The organism is Patescibacteria group bacterium (assembly GCA_028717685.1).
GTDB lineage: Bacteria > Patescibacteriota > JAQUNI01 > JAQUNI01 > JAQUNI01 > JAQUNI01.
Genome location: JAQUNI010000001.1, coordinates 82,154 through 99,550 on the forward strand (window position 1 = coordinate 82,154; position 17,397 = coordinate 99,550).

The 17,397-nt window shown below is 43.5% G+C and carries 16 protein-coding genes; 1 reads left to right on the forward strand and 15 read right to left on the reverse strand.

Features of this window, described 5'->3' with window-relative positions:
• Nucleotides 1-49 precede the first annotated feature (49 nt).
• From mrdA to murA, 12 genes are all read right to left on the reverse strand, one after another.
• Complete coding sequence (gene mrdA / locus PHW01_00440; protein MDD5626472.1) at nucleotides 50-1,975, reverse strand: penicillin-binding protein 2; 1,926 nt, start codon at nucleotides 1,973-1,975, stop codon at nucleotides 50-52.
• Nucleotides 1,976-2,102: 127 nt separating this feature from the next.
• A complete protein-coding gene (locus PHW01_00445) occupies nucleotides 2,103-2,627 on the reverse strand; it encodes a hypothetical protein (GenBank protein ID MDD5626473.1) in 525 nt (174 codons plus the stop codon).
• Nucleotides 2,628-2,731: 104 nt separating this feature from the next.
• Nucleotides 2,732-3,562, reverse strand: a complete 831-nt coding sequence (gene mreC, locus PHW01_00450) for a rod shape-determining protein MreC (protein ID MDD5626474.1) — start codon at nucleotides 3,560-3,562, stop codon at nucleotides 2,732-2,734.
• Between the two features lie 108 nt (nucleotides 3,563-3,670).
• Nucleotides 3,671-4,711, reverse strand: a complete 1,041-nt coding sequence (locus tag PHW01_00455) for a rod shape-determining protein (protein MDD5626475.1) — start codon at nucleotides 4,709-4,711, stop codon at nucleotides 3,671-3,673.
• A 140-nt stretch (nucleotides 4,712-4,851) separates the two neighbouring features.
• Nucleotides 4,852-6,339 carry a proline--tRNA ligase gene (proS, locus tag PHW01_00460; protein ID MDD5626476.1) on the reverse strand — a complete coding sequence of 496 codons (1,488 nt, stop codon included), beginning with the start codon at nucleotides 6,337-6,339 and terminating at the stop codon, nucleotides 4,852-4,854.
• A gap of 71 nt (nucleotides 6,340-6,410) precedes the next feature.
• On the reverse strand, nucleotides 6,411-7,508 hold the full coding sequence (locus PHW01_00465; GenBank protein ID MDD5626477.1) for a M50 family metallopeptidase: 1,098 nt from the start codon (nucleotides 7,506-7,508) through the stop codon (nucleotides 6,411-6,413).
• Between the two features lie 124 nt (nucleotides 7,509-7,632).
• Nucleotides 7,633-8,190 carry a ribosome recycling factor gene (gene frr / locus PHW01_00470; GenBank protein MDD5626478.1) on the reverse strand — a complete coding sequence of 186 codons (558 nt, stop codon included), beginning with the start codon at nucleotides 8,188-8,190 and terminating at the stop codon, nucleotides 7,633-7,635.
• Nucleotides 8,191-8,322: 132 nt separating this feature from the next.
• Nucleotides 8,323-9,369 (reverse strand): hypothetical protein, encoded by a 1,047-nt coding sequence (locus PHW01_00475; protein ID MDD5626479.1) that lies wholly within the window; start codon nucleotides 9,367-9,369, stop codon nucleotides 8,323-8,325.
• A 5-nt stretch (nucleotides 9,370-9,374) separates the two neighbouring features.
• Nucleotides 9,375-10,319: a hypothetical protein gene (locus PHW01_00480; protein MDD5626480.1), complete on the reverse strand. Its 945-nt coding sequence runs from the start codon at nucleotides 10,317-10,319 to the stop codon at nucleotides 9,375-9,377.
• A gap of 213 nt (nucleotides 10,320-10,532) precedes the next feature.
• Entirely contained in the window at nucleotides 10,533-11,303 is a 771-nt protein-coding gene (locus PHW01_00485) for an inositol monophosphatase (protein ID MDD5626481.1), read from the reverse strand.
• An 83-nt stretch (nucleotides 11,304-11,386) separates the two neighbouring features.
• The gene (locus PHW01_00490; GenBank protein ID MDD5626482.1) at nucleotides 11,387-12,397 is read right to left on the reverse strand and encodes a rod shape-determining protein; all 1,011 of its coding nucleotides are present in this window, start codon (nucleotides 12,395-12,397) and stop codon (nucleotides 11,387-11,389) included.
• 501 nt (nucleotides 12,398-12,898) lie between these two features.
• Nucleotides 12,899-14,158: a UDP-N-acetylglucosamine 1-carboxyvinyltransferase gene (gene murA, locus PHW01_00495; GenBank protein MDD5626483.1), complete on the reverse strand. Its 1,260-nt coding sequence runs from the start codon at nucleotides 14,156-14,158 to the stop codon at nucleotides 12,899-12,901.
• 140 nt (nucleotides 14,159-14,298) lie between these two features.
• Here murA and PHW01_00500 point away from each other — a divergent pair, with 140 nt between their 5' ends.
• Entirely contained in the window at nucleotides 14,299-15,657 is a 1,359-nt protein-coding gene (locus tag PHW01_00500; GenBank protein MDD5626484.1) for a PEGA domain-containing protein, read from the forward strand.
• A 156-nt stretch (nucleotides 15,658-15,813) separates the two neighbouring features.
• Here PHW01_00500 and rpsI read toward each other — a convergent pair whose 3' ends face one another.
• The 3 genes from rpsI to rplQ form a co-directional block, all read right to left on the reverse strand.
• Entirely contained in the window at nucleotides 15,814-16,233 is a 420-nt protein-coding gene (gene rpsI, locus PHW01_00505) for a 30S ribosomal protein S9 (GenBank protein MDD5626485.1), read from the reverse strand.
• A 184-nt stretch (nucleotides 16,234-16,417) separates the two neighbouring features.
• Complete coding sequence (gene rplM, locus PHW01_00510) at nucleotides 16,418-16,849, reverse strand: 50S ribosomal protein L13 (GenBank protein MDD5626486.1); 432 nt, start codon at nucleotides 16,847-16,849, stop codon at nucleotides 16,418-16,420.
• A 128-nt stretch (nucleotides 16,850-16,977) separates the two neighbouring features.
• Nucleotides 16,978-17,328, reverse strand: a complete 351-nt coding sequence (gene rplQ, locus PHW01_00515; GenBank protein MDD5626487.1) for a 50S ribosomal protein L17 — start codon at nucleotides 17,326-17,328, stop codon at nucleotides 16,978-16,980.
• Nucleotides 17,329-17,397 lie beyond the last annotated feature (69 nt).

Below are 17,397 nucleotides of genomic sequence, written 5' to 3' on the forward strand. Positions count from 1 at the left end.
AAGAAAATTAGAGACAAATACTTAATTCCTGCTTCCTGATTTGTTCTTCCTACTGCCTATTGAAATACCACTCTAACACATTTTTTGCGATAGGCACGGCTGCTGCTTCACCGCCACCGCCGCCTTCAATTAAAATAGTAAGTGCAATTTTAGGGTGGTCGTAAGGCGCAAAACCAGTAAACCAAGCATGGGTAGGCTGTCCGCTGCCCGCAAATTGCGCGGTGCCTGTTTTTCCCGCCACCGCCACGGGAAGGCTATTAAGCAAACGGGCGGAACCTTCGGTCACGGTTTGGCGCATACCTTGCCGCACCACCTCTAAACTTTTGCTACTAATAAAATCTTTTCGGATAATCTCGGGGGAGATTTCTGTTTCTTTTTTTTCTATCTCATCAATCATCTTGTAGCCAATCTTTGGCTTGTAAAGAATCCCGCCATTCGCAATAGTAGCAATATAATTAGTAAGCTGCAAGGGACTCACTAAAATATCCCCTTGGCCAATACTCGCGTGATAAGTGTCTCCGATGTACCATTGTTCCCCTTTGACTTTTTCTTTCCATGCCGCATCAGGCACGAGGCCCGCTGCTTCTCCCGGTAAATCCACGCCGAGAGGGGCATTAAAACCAAACTTACTTGCCCAGGCTTTTATTCTATCTATTCCTAAACCCTCAATTCCAATGTCTTCATTTCCTCCGCCTACCATATAAAAAAACACATTGCAGGACTCGGCAATCGCGCGTCTGACATCCACCGCGCCGTGGGCTTTCCAGTCCGGAAAATTCCAAACCGTCCCTCCCCAACCTTGGTAAATGAGATTCCCCGGGCAATTCACTACTTCCGACGGGGTAATAATTTTTTCCTCTAAAGCGGCGGCGGCGATGAGAGGTTTGATAATGGAACCCGGGGGATATTCTCCGGAAATCGCTCGATTAAACAAAGGCTCGCTAGGATCACGATTCAACTCGTTCAATTTCTCTTCTGAAATCCCTTGGGTAAAAAGGTTATTATCATAAAAAGGGAAATTAACCAGCGCTAGAATGTGGCCATTCTCCGGATCCATAGCCACAACGGCTGCTCTTTCTGTTTTTGTTTGAGAAAGCATTGCCTTAACTTCCTCGGCAATCTTTTTTTCCAATTCTAGGTCCAAAGAGAGCTGCAAACTGCGACCCGCCTCGGGACTTTCTTGCCCGATGATCTTGGCAATTTGCCCGCGCGAATTTACCTCCGCAATCTTGCGACCATTTTTACCTTTTAAGACTTGTTCGTAGGAATATTCCACACCTTGTTTGCCAATATAATCGGTTAAAAAATAGCCCTGCTCTTTGTTCGCGGCGTACTCTTCCGGCGAAATCCTGCCGGTATAACCTATAATATGGGAAATAAGTTCCCCGCCAAGATATTCCCGCACAGGAGAACTAAGAAGACTAATCCCGGGCAGAGAAGATAATTTTGCGTCCAGAATTAACGCCTGGTCGCGCCCTAAATTACGCACCAAGATTTCCGGTTCATAAGAATGAGGATCCGCCTCCTGAAAAGCGGTCTCAATCTCTGTCGCGTCTTTCCCTAAAATCTGGGCTAAATTTTCAATAAAACTTTTTCTCTCGGGAGGAGGAGGCAAATCCGCAGGAATGAACACAACCTCGAAATTGGGAATGTTGCGCACCAATAAGTTACCCTTCTGATCATAAATAACGCCCCGAGGAGCCGCCAGGCTTAAAGTGCGAATCCGATTACTTTCCGCTTCCCTGGTGTAAGACTCCCCAGCTAAAATCTGCAGGGAAAAAATACGCCAACCCAAGATCAAAAAACAAATAATCACTACCAATCTGAAAAGACTCAAGCGCCCTAAGCGGAAACGCAGATCCGCCGGCCTTAAATCATCCTCTTGCGCAAAACCTTCCTGTCCCTCCCAATCCTTCTCCGCTAAAAACTTTTCGGAAATCTTAAATTCGGATTTTGAAAAATTAAAAAAATGCATTAATGGTTCGGCACAGCTCCTTAAGCTTTGCCCTGTAATCCGCCTAAGGCGGACAGGGCTTTGCCGAAGGATTAAAGTATAAGTCCGCCCAGCCGTATGGCGTGCGCGGCCTGCCTGCCTCCTTTTTTTATTTAATTTGTTCTTCTGTCTTTAATAATACAGAATAACAATATCTTAATATCCTGTAGCTCAATATTGTCACCGCTAAATTATAAAATATTGTGGGCAAAACCAGATATTTTAAATCATAAAATAAATCTATTTGAAGATCGCTTAAGCGCATCCAGCTAAAAAGTTTTACCAAAATAATCAGGGCTAAATTGTAAATCATACTGCCTAAAATAGTCATGAGAATAATCGCGCTCACGCCCCTTTCTCTGAATAACTTAAGAGATAATATTCTGACCAAGAAGATAACTAAAATAAAACTTAGAGTTACCACCCCGAAAGGAAGACTGGAACTAAAGTCTAAAAAAAGCAAAAATGGGAAATACCATTTCAAGGTTGTCTTGACTCCGAGGGTAAGAAAACAAATTAAGAAACCAATCAAAATAAAGTTTGGCCTCGCTAATCCAATACTTAAATGAGGTCCCCAAACCAACTCCAGAAAAAGTAAAAATAATAAAATCAGCAAGAAAAAAAATTTATTCATAATAGTTAAGCTTGCGGCAAAATTCTCCATTTAAAAGATGCGGACCACACCTATCTCCTTAAAATCTTCAATCTGAAGGATTGATGGTTCGGCTTCGCTCACCATTAATCATTGAGCGTAGTTGAAGAGTTGACATCCGTCACGACCAGCACCTTTTCTAATTTTGAAAAGTTCACATAAGACCGCACTTGGGCTTTTTGGAAAAGTTCACCGCTATTACTTTCCACCTTCACAATTTCACCAATCACTAACCCTTTGGGCAATTCACCGGAAAGCCCAGAGGTAATAACTATATCCCCGACCTGCACAATCTCGTTTTGGGGAATCATCTCCATTGTCAATCCCAAACCATGCTGACCATAAATATTACCACTTGCTCGCGAATCAATAATTAAAGCGTTCACCACGCTATTTTGATCAGTAATTAATAAAACGGTCGCTGTTTTGGAAAAAACTTCAATTACCTTGCCGACCAAAAATCCTTCCCCGAAAATCACGGGCGCGCCAACCCTGACATTATCTTGCGCGCCGCGATTGATTTTCAGACTCTGAATGAGATTGTCCGGATTCCGCCCAATGACTTCAGCGTCAATTCCTCTCACTCCTCCCTTCTCTTTAAATTTTAATTGATCACGTAAAAACACGTTTTCCTTCTCTATTTCTCTTAATCTCACATTTTCCGCAATTAAATGATAATTCTCTTCACTTAAACCTTGGTTTTCCCGCGCGAGATCTCGGATCGCCGTCAAGAGATGAAAAAAATTATCAATTTTATTGACTGTTTTAAAAGCCGCTCTTTCCACGGACGCAGTAACAACAAAAATCGCATTTTCCACAGGACGCAAAACCTTCACGTAATGCAAAAAAATGAGCAGTGTAATCACGCCCATTGCTAATAAAATCATACCCGATTTAGAACGAAAAAAACGAGGCATAAAAAAGCGTAAAGTGAAAAGTGTAAAGCGTAAAGTGTAAAAAATAATAACCCAGTATTTTAAGTTGCACGCTGTTCATTTTATGCTTTACGCTTTAAGTTTTAAGCTTTATTTATACTGCGTGTCCACCAACACCTCGCGCAAGAGGTCTAAATTTTCTAAGACCATGCCCGCGCCCCGAACAACACAAGTCAAGGGATCATTGGCGATCTGGACGGGCATCTGCGTCTCGCGTGCGACAAGACGGTCAAGACCGCGCAGGAGCGCGCCTCCGCCCGCCAAAATAATACCCCGATCCATAATATCCGCGACAAGTTCAGGAGGGGTTTCCTCAATCGTTCCTTTAATATTAGAAACTAGATTTCTGATGGAACGCGATAAGGCTTCGCGCACCTGACTATCATTAATAATCACCTCCTTTGGCAGACCCGTGACGAGGTCCCGACCGCGCAACTTTGCTTCCAAGGGTTTCTTCAAAGGCCAAGCCGAGCCAATGGCGATTTTAATTTCTTCGGCTTTCCTTTCGCCGATTAATAAATTAAAGTGGTCGCGGGAATATTGAATAACATTCTCGTTTAATTCATCTCCCGCAATCCGCAACGATCGCGCCACCACGCCCCCGCCCAGAGAAATTACCGCCATCTCGGTTGTGCCGCCGCCGATATCCACAATCATACTTCCCGAAGCATCTTGCACGGGAAGGCGGGAACCGATGGCCGCGGCCATCGGTTCTTCAATCAAGAAAGCTTGCCTCGCGCCAGCCGTGCGCGTGGCATCCTCCACCGCTCGCCGCTCCACTTCGGTGCAGCCCGAAGGAATGCCAATCACTACCCTAGGTCGCGGAATAAGAGTGAACATTCCTTGGTGCACCTTCTGAATAAAATATTTTAACATCTGCTCGGTCACTTCAAAATCAGAAATCACCCCGTCCACAAGTGGACGAGTGGCTACAATATGCATCGGCGTTCTTCCCACCATCTTTTTCGCTTCATTGCCAATTGCCAAAACCTGACCCGTCTTCGTATTCATAGCCACGACCGAAGGCTCATTGATGACGATGCCTTTCCCACGCACATACACTAAGGTATTCGCTGTCCCTAAATCAATGCCGATGTCGCGGGAAAAAGCGCCTAAAAAACGATTAAACATAATTTGGAATTAGGAATAGAGAATAATGAATAAGGAATAAGGAATTCTGAAAGTTACGCAATTCCTAAAAAAGGAGTAAGCAGAAATCTAAGGCAAACGCTTAACTCCTGCTTCCTAATTCCTGATTCCTGATTCCCAACCTAGTACGCTTGGGCGAAGAGCCAGCGATATTTCGCGTCTTTGCCGCAGTAAATACATTTACCTCTCTCTTCCTTTACGTCAAGCTCCAAACATCGCGCAGTCGCACGAGTTTCTTCTTTAATCTTATCCTCGCATTCGCTCTTCTCACACCAAAAGGCGCGCAGAAAACCCCGCTCCTTCTTCATTATATCTTGAAACTCCGGATAAGAATCAATAAGATGGGTGTGCTCTTGCGTGAATTTTTGGTGCCGCTCGAAAATCTCTTTTTGCATTATCTCCAGAGCCTTGCGAACCATAGACGGCAATTCCGCAAGTTTTATTTTCTCTTTAACAAAATTATCGCGCCTGACTAAAGTCGCCGCTCCCGCTTTCATTTCCCGCTCACCAATTTCCACGCGCAGAGGCACCCCTTTCAATTCCCACTTATTAAATTTAAAACCGGCAGTTTCTCCTTCTCTTAAATCCACTTCCACGCGGAAATCTTGGAGCGACTCTTTCACCTTTTCCGCAAAACCCAATACCTTGTCCTGACTTTCTGTTTTGAATATTGGAATAATGATGACCTGTAGGGGCGCGATTTGCGGAGGGAGAACCAAACCATTATCATCGCCGCCCGCCATCACAAGACCGCCGATGCTGCGCGTGGAAAGACCCCAGCTGTTCTGCCAAGGATAAAGATCGCGCCGGTCTTTGTTTTGCACGGTCCAATGAAAAGCGCGCGAGAAGTTTTGACCCAAATCGTGCGAAGTGCCACCCTGCAGAGCCCTGCCATCCGGCATCAAAATTTCAAAACTAAAAGTTTTTGCGGCGCCGGCAAATTTTTCTCTCTCGCTCTTCACGCCCGCGATGCCATAAAGAGATAAAAGCTCATTGTAGACTTTTTTGTATGTTTGAAGCGCCCACGTTACTGTCTCCAGACTCTCTTTCTGGGTCGCGTGCGCGCAGTGCCCTTCCTGCCACAAAAATTCCGAAGTCCTTAAAAATAAATAGGTTCTTTTCTCCCAGCGCACTACATTATTCCACTGATTAATCATAATCGGCAAGTCGCGCCAAGACTTCACCCATTTTTTGTACATTTCATACATCACAGTTTCCGAGGTGGGACGAATCACAAGTTTCTCTTTCAGTTTCTCGCCGCCTGCTTCCGTGACAACAGCCATCTCCGGAGCAAATCCCGCCACATGCTCTTTCTCTTTATTTAAAAAACTTTCCGGAATAAAAAGGGGAAAATAAGCATTTTGGACGCCATGGGTTTTAATTAAAGGGTCAAGAAAGGCTTGGATTTTCTCCCACAAAGCGTAACCATAAGGCCTAATAACCATACAGCCCTTCACAGGCGCGTAATCCGCGAGTTCCGCTTTCAAAATAACATCTTGATACCACTTTCTTAGATCTTGGCTCTTTTTGGTAATTTGTTTAACCCTCCCGCTGTTCGCCTCAGATAAACTGTTTGAGGATTTCGCTTGTTCGGTTTTATTTTTAATCATATGGATGCAAAAAACTTGTAGTGAACCCCATTAGAGAATGAAGTTCTCTAACGGGGTAAATTTATTGAATATTAGAAGAACATTTTAATTTTGTCCACAATGCCGAATTTTAAAACATCACGCGAAGTAATCATCAGCATCAATCCCATCAAAAGCACAAAACCCACTGTATTAGCCCATCTTTCAAACTTCCGATTCAAAGGGCGACGGATGATGCTTTCCACGCCTAAAAAGAGCAGACGCCCGCCATCCAAAGCGGGAAAAGGAAGGATATTGATAATCGCGAGATTAATGGAAAGAAGAGCGGTAAACTGCATCAAATAAACAAACCCTAAAGCAGTCGCGCGCCCCGTCATCACCGCCACGCCCACGGGACCAGACAGGTCCGCGGAAACTTTTCCCGTCATAATAATGTTCGCAACGAGATCATACAAAGTCCGCGCAATGAATTTCACGGCATAAGCAGTATCTATAATTCCCGCTTTCACCGCCTGCAGCAGGGGATAAGAAATAATCGCGGTTTTTACAAGCCCCACGCCCATAGGACCGTCGCCCTCGGGAAAATTAACGCGCGGCGTCCCTTTAAGGATAATTAATTCCTTACCCCTTTCAACGAGGAAGGTGGTTTCGCTACCGCGCGACGCGTTGATTATTTGCTGCATATCCTCTATTTCTTTAATTTCCTTGCCATTAATCTCGCGCACGGTATCGCCTATTTCCAAACCTGCGGCTTCAGCGGGCGAACCTTTATTAATCTCCAAAATCTGTACTTTAGGATCCCTAATGTTGCCTTTAACCTCGCCCTCCACCGTCTGCGGCGCGCCAATCTTGTAGCCCGCGGAAATTAAGACAGCAGCTAAAACAAGGTTCATCACGACCCCTGCCACCAAGGTGAGAGCGCGCTTGCCATAAGACTTAGAGGTAAAACTGCGCGGATCTTGCTTTTCTCCTCCGTCTTCACCCTGAATCTTAACAAAACCGCCTAGGGGAATAAGATTCATCGAGTAAACCGTCTCCCCGCGCCGCACAGCAAAAAGACGCGGCGGAAAGCCGAAGCCGAATTCTTCTACCCCCATTCCGAATTTCTTTGCCATCACAAAATGGCCCAACTCGTGGACAAAAATCAGCAAACCTAAAATTAAAATAAAAACAAAAAGAGTAAAAAACATGGAAAATTTCTAATTGACCTAATGTCTAATTTCTAAATAATTCCCAATGTCTAATAACCAATGACTAAAGAAAAATTTTAGACATTAGACATCAGTTATTAGTTAGGTCAATATAAAAATTAGATTAATGAGGCATGATTTCCTTTTCTTTCTTCTCGCTCATCATTTCTAATTTCAGGGTATATTCCTTGGTCTTCTGATCCAATTCCTCTAAACCACGAAACTTTTCATCCTCGGACATAGCTCCTTGTTTGGTCGCTTCTTGAACCTCTTCCCTGACCTTGTCACGCCAATGCCGCAAAGCAATCCGACTCTGCTCCAGTTTTTCCCTCAAAACCTTGATGAGCTGCTCCCTCCTCTCCTCCGTAAGATCAGGGAGTTTAATCCGAATAGCGTCCCCTTCTATGCTCGGATTTAAACCTAAGGGGGAACTCGCAATAGCCTTTTCCACATCCTTAATCACATTTTGATCCCAAGGTCTCACCACTAATATATTCGGTTCCGGAGCGGAAATGCTGCCTAGCTCTCGAATCTGCATCCGCGAGCCGTAAACCTCTACGACTAAATTTTCCACCAGAGAAGGATTTGCCCTGCCCGTCCGTATCCCCGCCAATTCTTCACCAAAATGCTTTAATGCCGCATCAAACTCGGGAGCGTATTTTTTAAAAATTGACTCAAACATATAGTAAGTAAACCCCATTAGAGAACTTCTTTTCTCTAACCCCGTTTGGAAATATGTTTCTAACGGGGTCAGCGTCTATATTTTTCCCACCACCGACTTTGTCGGCGGCTTTCTCTAACGGGGTAAAAATAATTATTTCTTGACTGCTCTCAAACCTAAATAAATAGTGTTGGGATTCACAGGATGATACCTGATGATATGGATCGCTTCAGCCGCATACATTTTGCGCACCTGCCAAGACTCGCCCTCGTTCACCGACTTAAAGACCGTATTCCCAGCAATAAAAAACAACTCTTCTTGATTCTGGGGATTCACCGCGATCGCCACAATCGGCAAAGAAGCGGAGGGCGTTAAAGTCTTCATCGGCGTCCAAGTCCTGCCTCCGTCTTGACTTAAGAGCAAGCCATAGCTCGTCGCCAGATAAAAAGTATTATTCCGCCTATCCCTTTCCAATTGATAAATCCACGACCCGCCCTTAAAGGGCTTTAAACCCTCCAGGGCAATTTCCGTCCAGGAAATGCCGCCGTCCTCGCTTTTAAAAATACCCTCGGTAGACGTTACATACCACATCATTCTAGAATCCTGCTCGTCCATCTGCAGCCTTCCTGTCTTCGCCGTAAGTTCTGCTAATTTAGTCCATGTTTTGCCCTGATCCTCTGATTTTAAAATCCCGCCCCAACCCGTGGTGGTAATGATATTATTATGATTATACCAATCAATCACAACATTATAAAGGGGCTGTCCCGCTATCGCGTCGGTAAAAATCATCTCCCAATTTTCTCCGCCGTCGCGCGTCGCGTATAGCCGGCCTGCCCCGCCCGAAAACACGCTCACATACATAATCTTAGGGTCGTCAGAATCAATAGCCATATCCCAAACGTCCCCAATGGTAATTTTCGTTGCCGCCCAGGTGTCCCCATTATTGCGAGAAACATACATTCCCTTGCCTTCCGAACCAAGATAAATTGTCTCTTTGTCCACGGGGTCAAAAACAATCTTTAAGATATTTAAAGCGGCAATGCTACTCTTCTCGTCAATCTTCACTTTGAAGGCCCAGGTCTCACCCCCGTCATCCGATCGCCAAATCCCCGCCTGCTTGGATTGAAAACAACCTGGCAGGCTTAAACCTAAAAAGAGGAAGGTTATAGGGAGCAAAAGAAGGAACGATTTTCGGGTCATAAAAATTAGATATTAATTAACAATGTTTCTAAAGCCAAACGTTTATTAATATTAAATTTCAAATTTTTTAAAATGATTTGCGTTGTCTGCGCAAGAGACAAAACCTCTCGGCTGGCGTAAGCTTGGCTTGCCTTCACAATCTCCGGAGCAAAATCGGGATTACTCGCTAAATCCAGGCAATTATTTTTGGCTAAGATTAAATTGTGATAAAAACCAAGCCACTCTCTTAGCATCTCTTCTAAAGCTTTGCCGTCGCGGGAGACTTTTTCCGCAAAGATAAAACGCCTGGCCAGAGAATCACTTTTTAATCGGATCAGATTGCGGACATAATCTATTTTCTTTTCCACTTCCTCGGGATTTTGAAAATAAGTCCAAGCCAATCCCGGACGCCCTTCCGAAAGATAAGCCAAGACGCGGGCTTGCTCCGAAGAGGCTCCCGCGCTCTTTAAAAAACTTTCTATCTCGCATAGGGCGACGCGGTAAAACTTAAAAATCTGGCACCGCGAAACAATCGTGGGCAATAAAATTTTTGCAGAGGGAGCGATTAAAATCAAAATCGTCTGCCCCGATGGTTCTTCTAAAAGCTTCAAAAAAGAATTCGCCGCTGGTCGGTTCATCTTTTCCGCGCAGGGCAGAAAGGCGATTTTATAAGAAGCGAAATAAGGAGTAAGAGCAAGATGATGTTTTAGTTCCCTCATCTGGTCAATAGTCACCAGTTTTTCTCCCTCCACAATTTTCACATCTGGATGCGCGCTTATTTTTTCCTTGTCTGCCAAATCCAAAATTTCCGCGATAAACCGCTTTGCGATTGCTTCTTTTCCTAAATGCGGATCGCCCGCAAAAAGATAGGCATGAGCAAAATTTTTCCGCGCCAAACTATGGCTCAAAATCTCAAGCTGAATTTTATGTCCCGCAATGCCGGAAAAAACATTCTTTGGAGGATTCGCCATATTTTCTGTGTCCAGCGCCTTTTTGAACGCCCCGCCGTCTTTTTCGTCGGAGGAAAAGAAACTACAACTTTTCGGTGAGGCTTTAATAGCTTGCCAAAAAGGGGCTTTAATTTATTATAACATAATTTTGAAATAAAAAAAGTGCGGGCTAATTGACCGCACCTAAACATAAAAAGTCTGTATTCGCAATCTAAATTTCTGTCTGTGGAACAATTATAAAATCTTTAATAACTGCTCATGAATTTTCGTGCCATTACTCGCCAAAAAGATACTATTTTTATCATTCTTTTCCTGCCTCCCTTTAAAATCGGTGATTAAAGCCCCTGCCTCTTGAGCAATTAATTTACCCGCAATATAATCGTAAATTTCATTGTCATTATTGATAATCGCCTCAATTTTCCCAGAAGCTAAGAGACAAAAATCCAAGGCGGGCGACCAATTAGTTAAGACTCTTTTCACTTTTACTGCGTTTAGTTTTCTGGTAAGATTATCGGCGTATTCTCTGGAATTAACATCATTACAAGTATAAACAACACTAACTCTTTTGATGTCCGCTTCTTGATTAACTCGCAGTTTTTTATTTTCCAAAAAGGCGCCTTTTCCTTTTTCGGCGCGATAGGTCTGATTTAAGATGGGGCTGTGAATCACCGCGGAGATCACCTCATTATTTTTCAATAAAGCGATGCAAACCGAAAAATTGGGAATACCTAAAACAAAATTATTGGAGCCATCCATAGGATCAACAACGAAGGTGTAATCTGATTTTTTATCTATTATTCCTTTCTCTTCGGAAAAAATATTGTAATGAGGAAATTCCAGGGAGAGAATCTTTAAGATTACAGCTTCGGATTCCAAATCCGCCTCTGTACGAAAATCAGAAACAGTGGATTTCTCTTGCAGCTCCATCGTCTTGCCAAAATATTTTTTGAGAATTCGGCCGCCATTTTCTGCGGCTTGGATTATTTTTTTTAAGCTAGAATCCATATATCCCTATTTTACCAAAAAATCCTGCTTGCGGATAAAAAAACAGAATTATATTCATTTTAAAAAAATAGTTAGCCCTACCTTTAAGTTTTACTAGACAGAATACTGTGCTTGTAGAGTTCCAAATTCTCTAGGGCTATGCCCGTGCCGCGAACCACGCAGAGAAGGGGATCTTCGGCAACATAAGAAGGCACGCCGATTGCTTTGCTCACGAGTTTATCCATATTGCGTAAAAGGGCGCTTCCACCGGATAAAACCATCCCCCGATCAATCACGTCCGCGGAAAGCTCGGGCGGTGTTTTTTGAAGCACGGATTTAATCACGTTGATAATCTCTCGCAAAGGATCTTGAATCGCTTCGGTCACTTCATTAGAGGTGATTTCAATGCTGCGCGGCAATCCCCCGACAATGTCGCGACCGCGAATCTCCGTCTTTTTATTTTCCGAAAGAGGCAAAGCGCTTCCGAGCTTGATTTTTACCGCTTCCGCCGTGGCGTCGCCAATCGCTAAATTATGCTTCGCACGCACATAATCTGTAATCGCTTGATCAAATTTATTGCCAGCCACGCGCGCAGAATTGGAGGTTACCACCCCTCCCAAAGAAATAATCCCCACCTCGGTCGTCCCGCCGCCGATGTCAATAATCATATTCCCCACGGATTGACCGATTGGAATCCCCGCTCCAATTGCCGCCGCCACAGGTTGCTTGATTAAATAAACCGCTTTGGCGCCCGCGTTCATCGTAGCGTCCACCACCGCTCTCCTCTCTGTGGAAGTAATCCCCACAGGCACAGAGACCATCACTTCCGGACGAAATAACCTGACCCCGCCAGTCGCTTTGTTAATAAAATAACGCAGCATCGTTTCGGTAATCCGATAATCCGCAATCACCCCGTCGCGCATTGGCTGGGAAGCTTTGATGTTTTCGTGGGTGCGGCCAAGCATTTGCTTCGCTTCCAACCCCACCGCTAAAATTTTATTGTCATCTAAAGAAACCGCCACTACTGTCGGTTCGTTAATCACCATTCCCCTCTTCGGCACGCAGACTAGGGTATTCGCGGTGCCGAGATCAATACCAATGCGTTTTGTGAACATAATGAAAACTTAAAACGAAAAGCGTAAAACGCAAAACTACAATGCAAAACTTAAAACTTTTTTTATCTTACTTGACGCCTTGATTATAGCATAGCGGAAATTGACGAGTCAAAGGAACGAATCTAGCAGTTGGAATTAAGAATCAAGAATTAAGGGATTGTTATATTTGTTTCATTGTTGCATTGTTGCATTGTTGAATTCGTAAATATCTTTTCGACCGTCATTGCGAGGCTATTTCCATAGAATCTTAGAAGCTACATTATCAACCCCCCTACCCCCTTGCCAGGGGGGTCAATTTTTTCCCCTTAGAAAATGAAGGGTGGGGGCTGGAAAAATTTTCTCCCCTGATAAGGGGAGAAGCAAGAGGGGTTGTAAAATGTAAATCAAAAAAGACAAGATTTTTTTTCTTGCCTTTTCTGTTGTAACCTCTTGATAATCTAATTTTTTAAAAATAGAACTTTAAGCCCCTCACTTGGTGGCATGGGGGAGAATTCAGAGAGATTATTTTACTCTTTTTATTTCCGCTCCTAAAGACTTTAATTTTCCTTCTATATTTTCATATCCCCGATCAATCTCCTCCGCCCGTTCAATGATTGATCGTCCGGAGGCGGCGAGAGCGGCGAGAACCAAGGTCGCGCCAGCGCGCAAATCAAGGCTCGTAATCTTACGACCGCGAAGTTTGGTCGGACCAAAAATTTTGGCGCGGTGGGCGTCCAGAATCTCCACTCTCGCGCCCATCTTTTTAAGTTCCCCTAAATATTGCAACCTGCCTTCGTACATTGGATCGTGAACCATACTCTCGCCTTTAGCTTGAGTCAAAAGCACGGCAAAGGGCGCCTGCAAATCTGTAGGAAAACCGGGATAGGGCAAGGTTTGGATTTTCAGAGCATTAAAACGGGGCGAGGGTAAAGTCTGCACATAATCCTTGCCCACGACAAAATGAGCGCCTGTTTCTTCTAACTTCTTCAAAAAAATCTTCAAATGTCCCGGATCCAAATTCTTTACTTTCACTGCGCCACCCGTGATTAAACCCGCGATAATCAATGTTCCCGCTTCAATCATATCGGGTATAATTTTGTGCCGAACGCCATGCAAAGTCTTGACGCCTTCAATCACAATCGTGTGCGTCCCCGCCCCATGAATCTTGGCTCCCGCTTGCCTTAAAAAACGCGCCAGATCTTGGACATGGGGCTCCGAGGCGGCAAGCTTAATCACGGTTCTACCCTTGGCCGTCACAGCCGCCATAATTAAATTCTCAGTTGCCGTCACGCTAAATTCTTCTAAAACCACTTCCGTTCCTCTCAATGCTTTCGTTTCCAAAACATAACAATCTTTCTCATGACGGATTTTCACCCCTAAGGATTGCAGAGCGTCCAAATGCGTATCTATAGGTCTTGCGCCAATATGACAACCACCAGGGTGAGGAATTTTTACTCTTCCAAAACGCGCGAGGAGTGACCCCACTAAAAGAATAGAGGAGCGCATCTCCCGCACTTCGGGAAAATTTAAGCCTCGAGATTTGACCGCCATCGCGTTCAATCGCACGCGATGGCTTCTCAGGTCACTTGCGACCTCTATATTCAGCCGCTCTAAGATTCGCTTCATCTTTTCCACATCCAAAATATTAGGGACATTTTCCAAAACCGTGCTACCCTGAACAAGTAGGCTTGCTGCCAAAATGGGAGTAGCTGCATTCTTTGCGCCTTGCACAGTAACCTCACCATTTAATTTTTTTCCACCTTGGATAATAAATTTTGCCATAAATGACTTTGACAATTGGTTCTTAATATGCTAAGTTAAATGCCGCCTTATTTTCCCTTGTTCAATGGCTGGCTGGATTATAATATGGTTAAATTCTCAAGAACAAACACTAAAACAGTTAAATAACAAACAATTGATTTATGCCCTATCTTTTCCGCCGCTTTCTTCTATTTCTAATCATCTTCATCTTTCTCTTGGCTGCCCCTTTAGTCTGTTTTTACGCTCGAGGGTATCGTTTTGATTTCCAAACTTTAGAATTCACGAAAACCGGCACCATCAGCATTAAAACTATTCCGCGCGGCGCTAGTATTTATCTGAATAATAAACTCTATCAAAACTTAAGCCCGACAAAAATTGATGGCTTAAAACCCAAAGACTACACCCTGAAAGTCACCAAACCCGGATACCAAGACTGGCAAGCGACCTTGACCGTAAAGCCCGAACTGGTAACCTCGGCAACACACATTATCCTCTTCCCAGAAAAAATCGAAGAAGAAGTATTGACAGCCGGCCAAATCAATAATTTTAATTTAAGCCCAGACCAAAAAAAAATTATTTATAATATCGCGCAGGGCGAGGATAAAGGTCTCTGGATCTTTGATCTGGACAAAAAACAAAATCTCAAAATTTCTGACATTTATTTTGATGAATTTGATTGGTCAGAGGATAGTCAGAAAGCGATTTTAACAAGAGAAGAAAAAAGCCAAAAAAGATACGGCATTTTGAATCTGAAGGCAAATGATGCGCCAGATTATTCATTTAAAATTCAAGATTTAGGAAGTGTCTTCCAAAAACCAATTGAAGAGGTGCATTGGCAAGCGGGTAATAATCAGAGGCTATTTCTTTTAAGCCAAGGTGATCTTTATGAAGTGAACTTTATAAAACTTGAAATTACCTTGCTCCAAAAAAACATTAAAGCCTACGCGCCCAATGCTTACGGCCTTTTCTGGATTCAAGAAGATCAAAGAAATTATTCCCTCGTTGCTCAAGATTACCGTCTTCTGAATCGCACCCAAATGATTGCTTCTTTGCCGGCGCGAGAAGAATATAAGATTATCCCGGGCGCAAAAAAAATTGCCGTTCTCGCGGATAATGATCTTTTCTTAATCCAAGACGAATCAACCTTGCAAATTGCGTCTAACGTAATAGACGCAATTTGGTCGCCAGACGGACAAAGATTGCTCTATTTTAACGAGCATCAATTAGGGAATTATTACTTAAAAGATGAAGAGAATATAATCTTAACGCGAGATAGCAGAATTCTAAAAAATGTCGGCTGGTGGCCGCGATCACAATATATAACCTTCACTGCGGAAGGAAAATTAAAATTTCTTGACGCAGCGCCAGAGATGAATACCCACTATATTACCGAGATAAAAAACACCCGCATCCCTGACACCAGAATTTACTGGAATAAAGATACAAAAGGAATCTTTATGCTTTCCCAAAATAGTCAAGAAGAAAGGGAAATTATGGAGATGAGATTAATAGAAGAATAGAATCTTAAGGGCGGCTTCGCCATTTAGGGTGTCGCTCGCAAGCGACACCTTTTTAACAAATTAACAAAAAATTCAGGTTTAAGTTTACCCCCACACCAATACATTGATGGTGGGGGCACACCAAAATCTTTGGTGAAGGATTTGGCGCCGCATACTTTACCTCTTGGAAAACTGCGGCGCGCGCCGGGCTCCTTTGAGCCCGTATTTTTTTCTCTCTTTTTTACGCGGATCGCGCTTTAGGAAACCGGCTCGTTTTAGCCTTTTCCGGAAATTGGGCTCAAAAAGGAATAAAGCTCGCGCAATCCCATGGCGCACTGCTTCGGATTGGCCCTTGACCCCGCCACCCTTGACCTTCACTTCCAAGTCAAAACCCTCCGGACGACCGACACAATTCTGGGCTTCGCATACTATTTTTTGCAAGCGGGATTCTAAAAAATATTTTGGGTAATCTTTATTATTGACTGTGATCTGACCCTTTCCGACCCTTAATTTGACACACGCAACCGCCTCTTTTCGCCTCCCCACAGCATAAAAATAACGCCCCTTGCGCGATCCCTTGCCCTTGGATACCTTCAGGTCCACTTCCTTCTCCGCTATTTGCGCGGGAGTCTCTTTTTTCGATTTAGATCCGGGTTTGACCTTCACCTTTTTGGAAATACTTTTCGTTTTTTTTGAACTCTGCATAAATTAATTGTTCTTTTGAAAACTTAGAAGATAAAAATTTTTTAAGAAATAATAAACCCTTACCACAAACTAAAGCTTAAAACGACCTCTGATGTTCTGATAACGAGGTAAACTTATTTTGATAAGGATGTTTCTGAGCCGTAAAAATTTTTAACCGTCTTAACATTGTCTTCCTTAATTTATTATCGGGCAGCATTCCCCTCACTGCTCTTCTTAATACGAGAGACGGATCGCGACCAAAGGCCTTTTTAAATGTTTCCGTCTTTAAACCGCCAGGATAGCCGCTATGACGATAATATTTCTTTTGCTCGACCTTTTTGCCTGTGACCCTTATTTGACGCGCGTTAATCACTACCACCCAATCCCCCCGATCTTCATAGAGAACAAATTGGGGCTTGTTTTTCCCCCTTAAAAGAATAGCAGTCTCACCTGCCAAACGTCCCAGCACTTTATTTTTGGCATCAAGGAGATGCCACTCTCTTTCAATTTCTCTCCCTTTGACTTTCATAGAGATAATATCTAATTTCTAATATTAAATACAATAGCTAATAATTAAAGCTTTTGTAACTTATAGCCTATAACTTGTGACTCAAGCCTTGTATTACAAGTTTCAAGTTATAAATTATAAAAATTATTTTACACTAATTCTATCTTCACCATTTTTGCACTGTCGCCAGCACGAGAGGAAAGTCTGATTATTCTGGTATAACCGCCAGGGCGCGTTTTATATTTCGGCCCTAGGACTTTAAAAACTTTTCCAGTCGCTTCTTTGGTCAAAAAGCGCAAAACATAACGCCGGTTCGCCAAACTTTCCGATTCTTTTCCCCGGGTCACCAATCTCTCCGCTAAAGGCCGCACCGCTTGCGCTCTGGCAGCTGTGGTCACAATTTGGTTATGCAAAATCAAAGCATTAGCCAACTGCCTAAGCAAAGCCTTTCTTTCATCGGGAGTTCTTTTTAATTTATTTCCCTTCTTTAAATGACGCATAATAAAATCTTTTTACCCCACACCTTTGTAAGAAGAGTACCCCGCGAGCCTAGGCTAACGGGTATGAAT

Bases quoted from the DNA above. Each gene is read 5' to 3' on its own strand.
- mrdA (MDD5626472.1), bottom strand. From the start codon at position 1,975: ATGCATTTTTTTAATTTTTCAAAATCCGAATTTAAGATTTCCGAAAAG.
- PHW01_00445 (MDD5626473.1), bottom strand. From the start codon at position 2,627: ATGAATAAATTTTTTTTCTTGCTGATTTTATTATTTTTACTTTTTCTG.
- mreC (MDD5626474.1), bottom strand. From the start codon at position 3,562: ATGCCTCGTTTTTTTCGTTCTAAATCGGGTATGATTTTATTAGCAATG.
- PHW01_00455 (MDD5626475.1), bottom strand. From the start codon at position 4,711: ATGTTTAATCGTTTTTTAGGCGCTTTTTCCCGCGACATCGGCATTGAT.
- proS (MDD5626476.1), bottom strand. From the start codon at position 6,339: ATGATTAAAAATAAAACCGAACAAGCGAAATCCTCAAACAGTTTATCT.
- PHW01_00465 (MDD5626477.1), bottom strand. From the start codon at position 7,508: ATGTTTTTTACTCTTTTTGTTTTTATTTTAATTTTAGGTTTGCTGATT.
- frr (MDD5626478.1), bottom strand. From the start codon at position 8,190: ATGTTTGAGTCAATTTTTAAAAAATACGCTCCCGAGTTTGATGCGGCA.
- PHW01_00475 (MDD5626479.1), bottom strand. From the start codon at position 9,369: ATGACCCGAAAATCGTTCCTTCTTTTGCTCCCTATAACCTTCCTCTTT.
- PHW01_00480 (MDD5626480.1), bottom strand. From the start codon at position 10,319: ATGGCGAATCCTCCAAAGAATGTTTTTTCCGGCATTGCGGGACATAAA.
- PHW01_00485 (MDD5626481.1), bottom strand. From the start codon at position 11,303: ATGGATTCTAGCTTAAAAAAAATAATCCAAGCCGCAGAAAATGGCGGC.
- PHW01_00490 (MDD5626482.1), bottom strand. From the start codon at position 12,397: ATGTTCACAAAACGCATTGGTATTGATCTCGGCACCGCGAATACCCTA.
- murA (MDD5626483.1), bottom strand. From the start codon at position 14,158: ATGGCAAAATTTATTATCCAAGGTGGAAAAAAATTAAATGGTGAGGTT.
- PHW01_00500 (MDD5626484.1), top strand. From the start codon at position 14,299: ATGCCCTATCTTTTCCGCCGCTTTCTTCTATTTCTAATCATCTTCATC.
- rplM (MDD5626486.1), bottom strand. From the start codon at position 16,849: ATGAAAGTCAAAGGGAGAGAAATTGAAAGAGAGTGGCATCTCCTTGAT.
- rplQ (MDD5626487.1), bottom strand. From the start codon at position 17,328: ATGCGTCATTTAAAGAAGGGAAATAAATTAAAAAGAACTCCCGATGAA.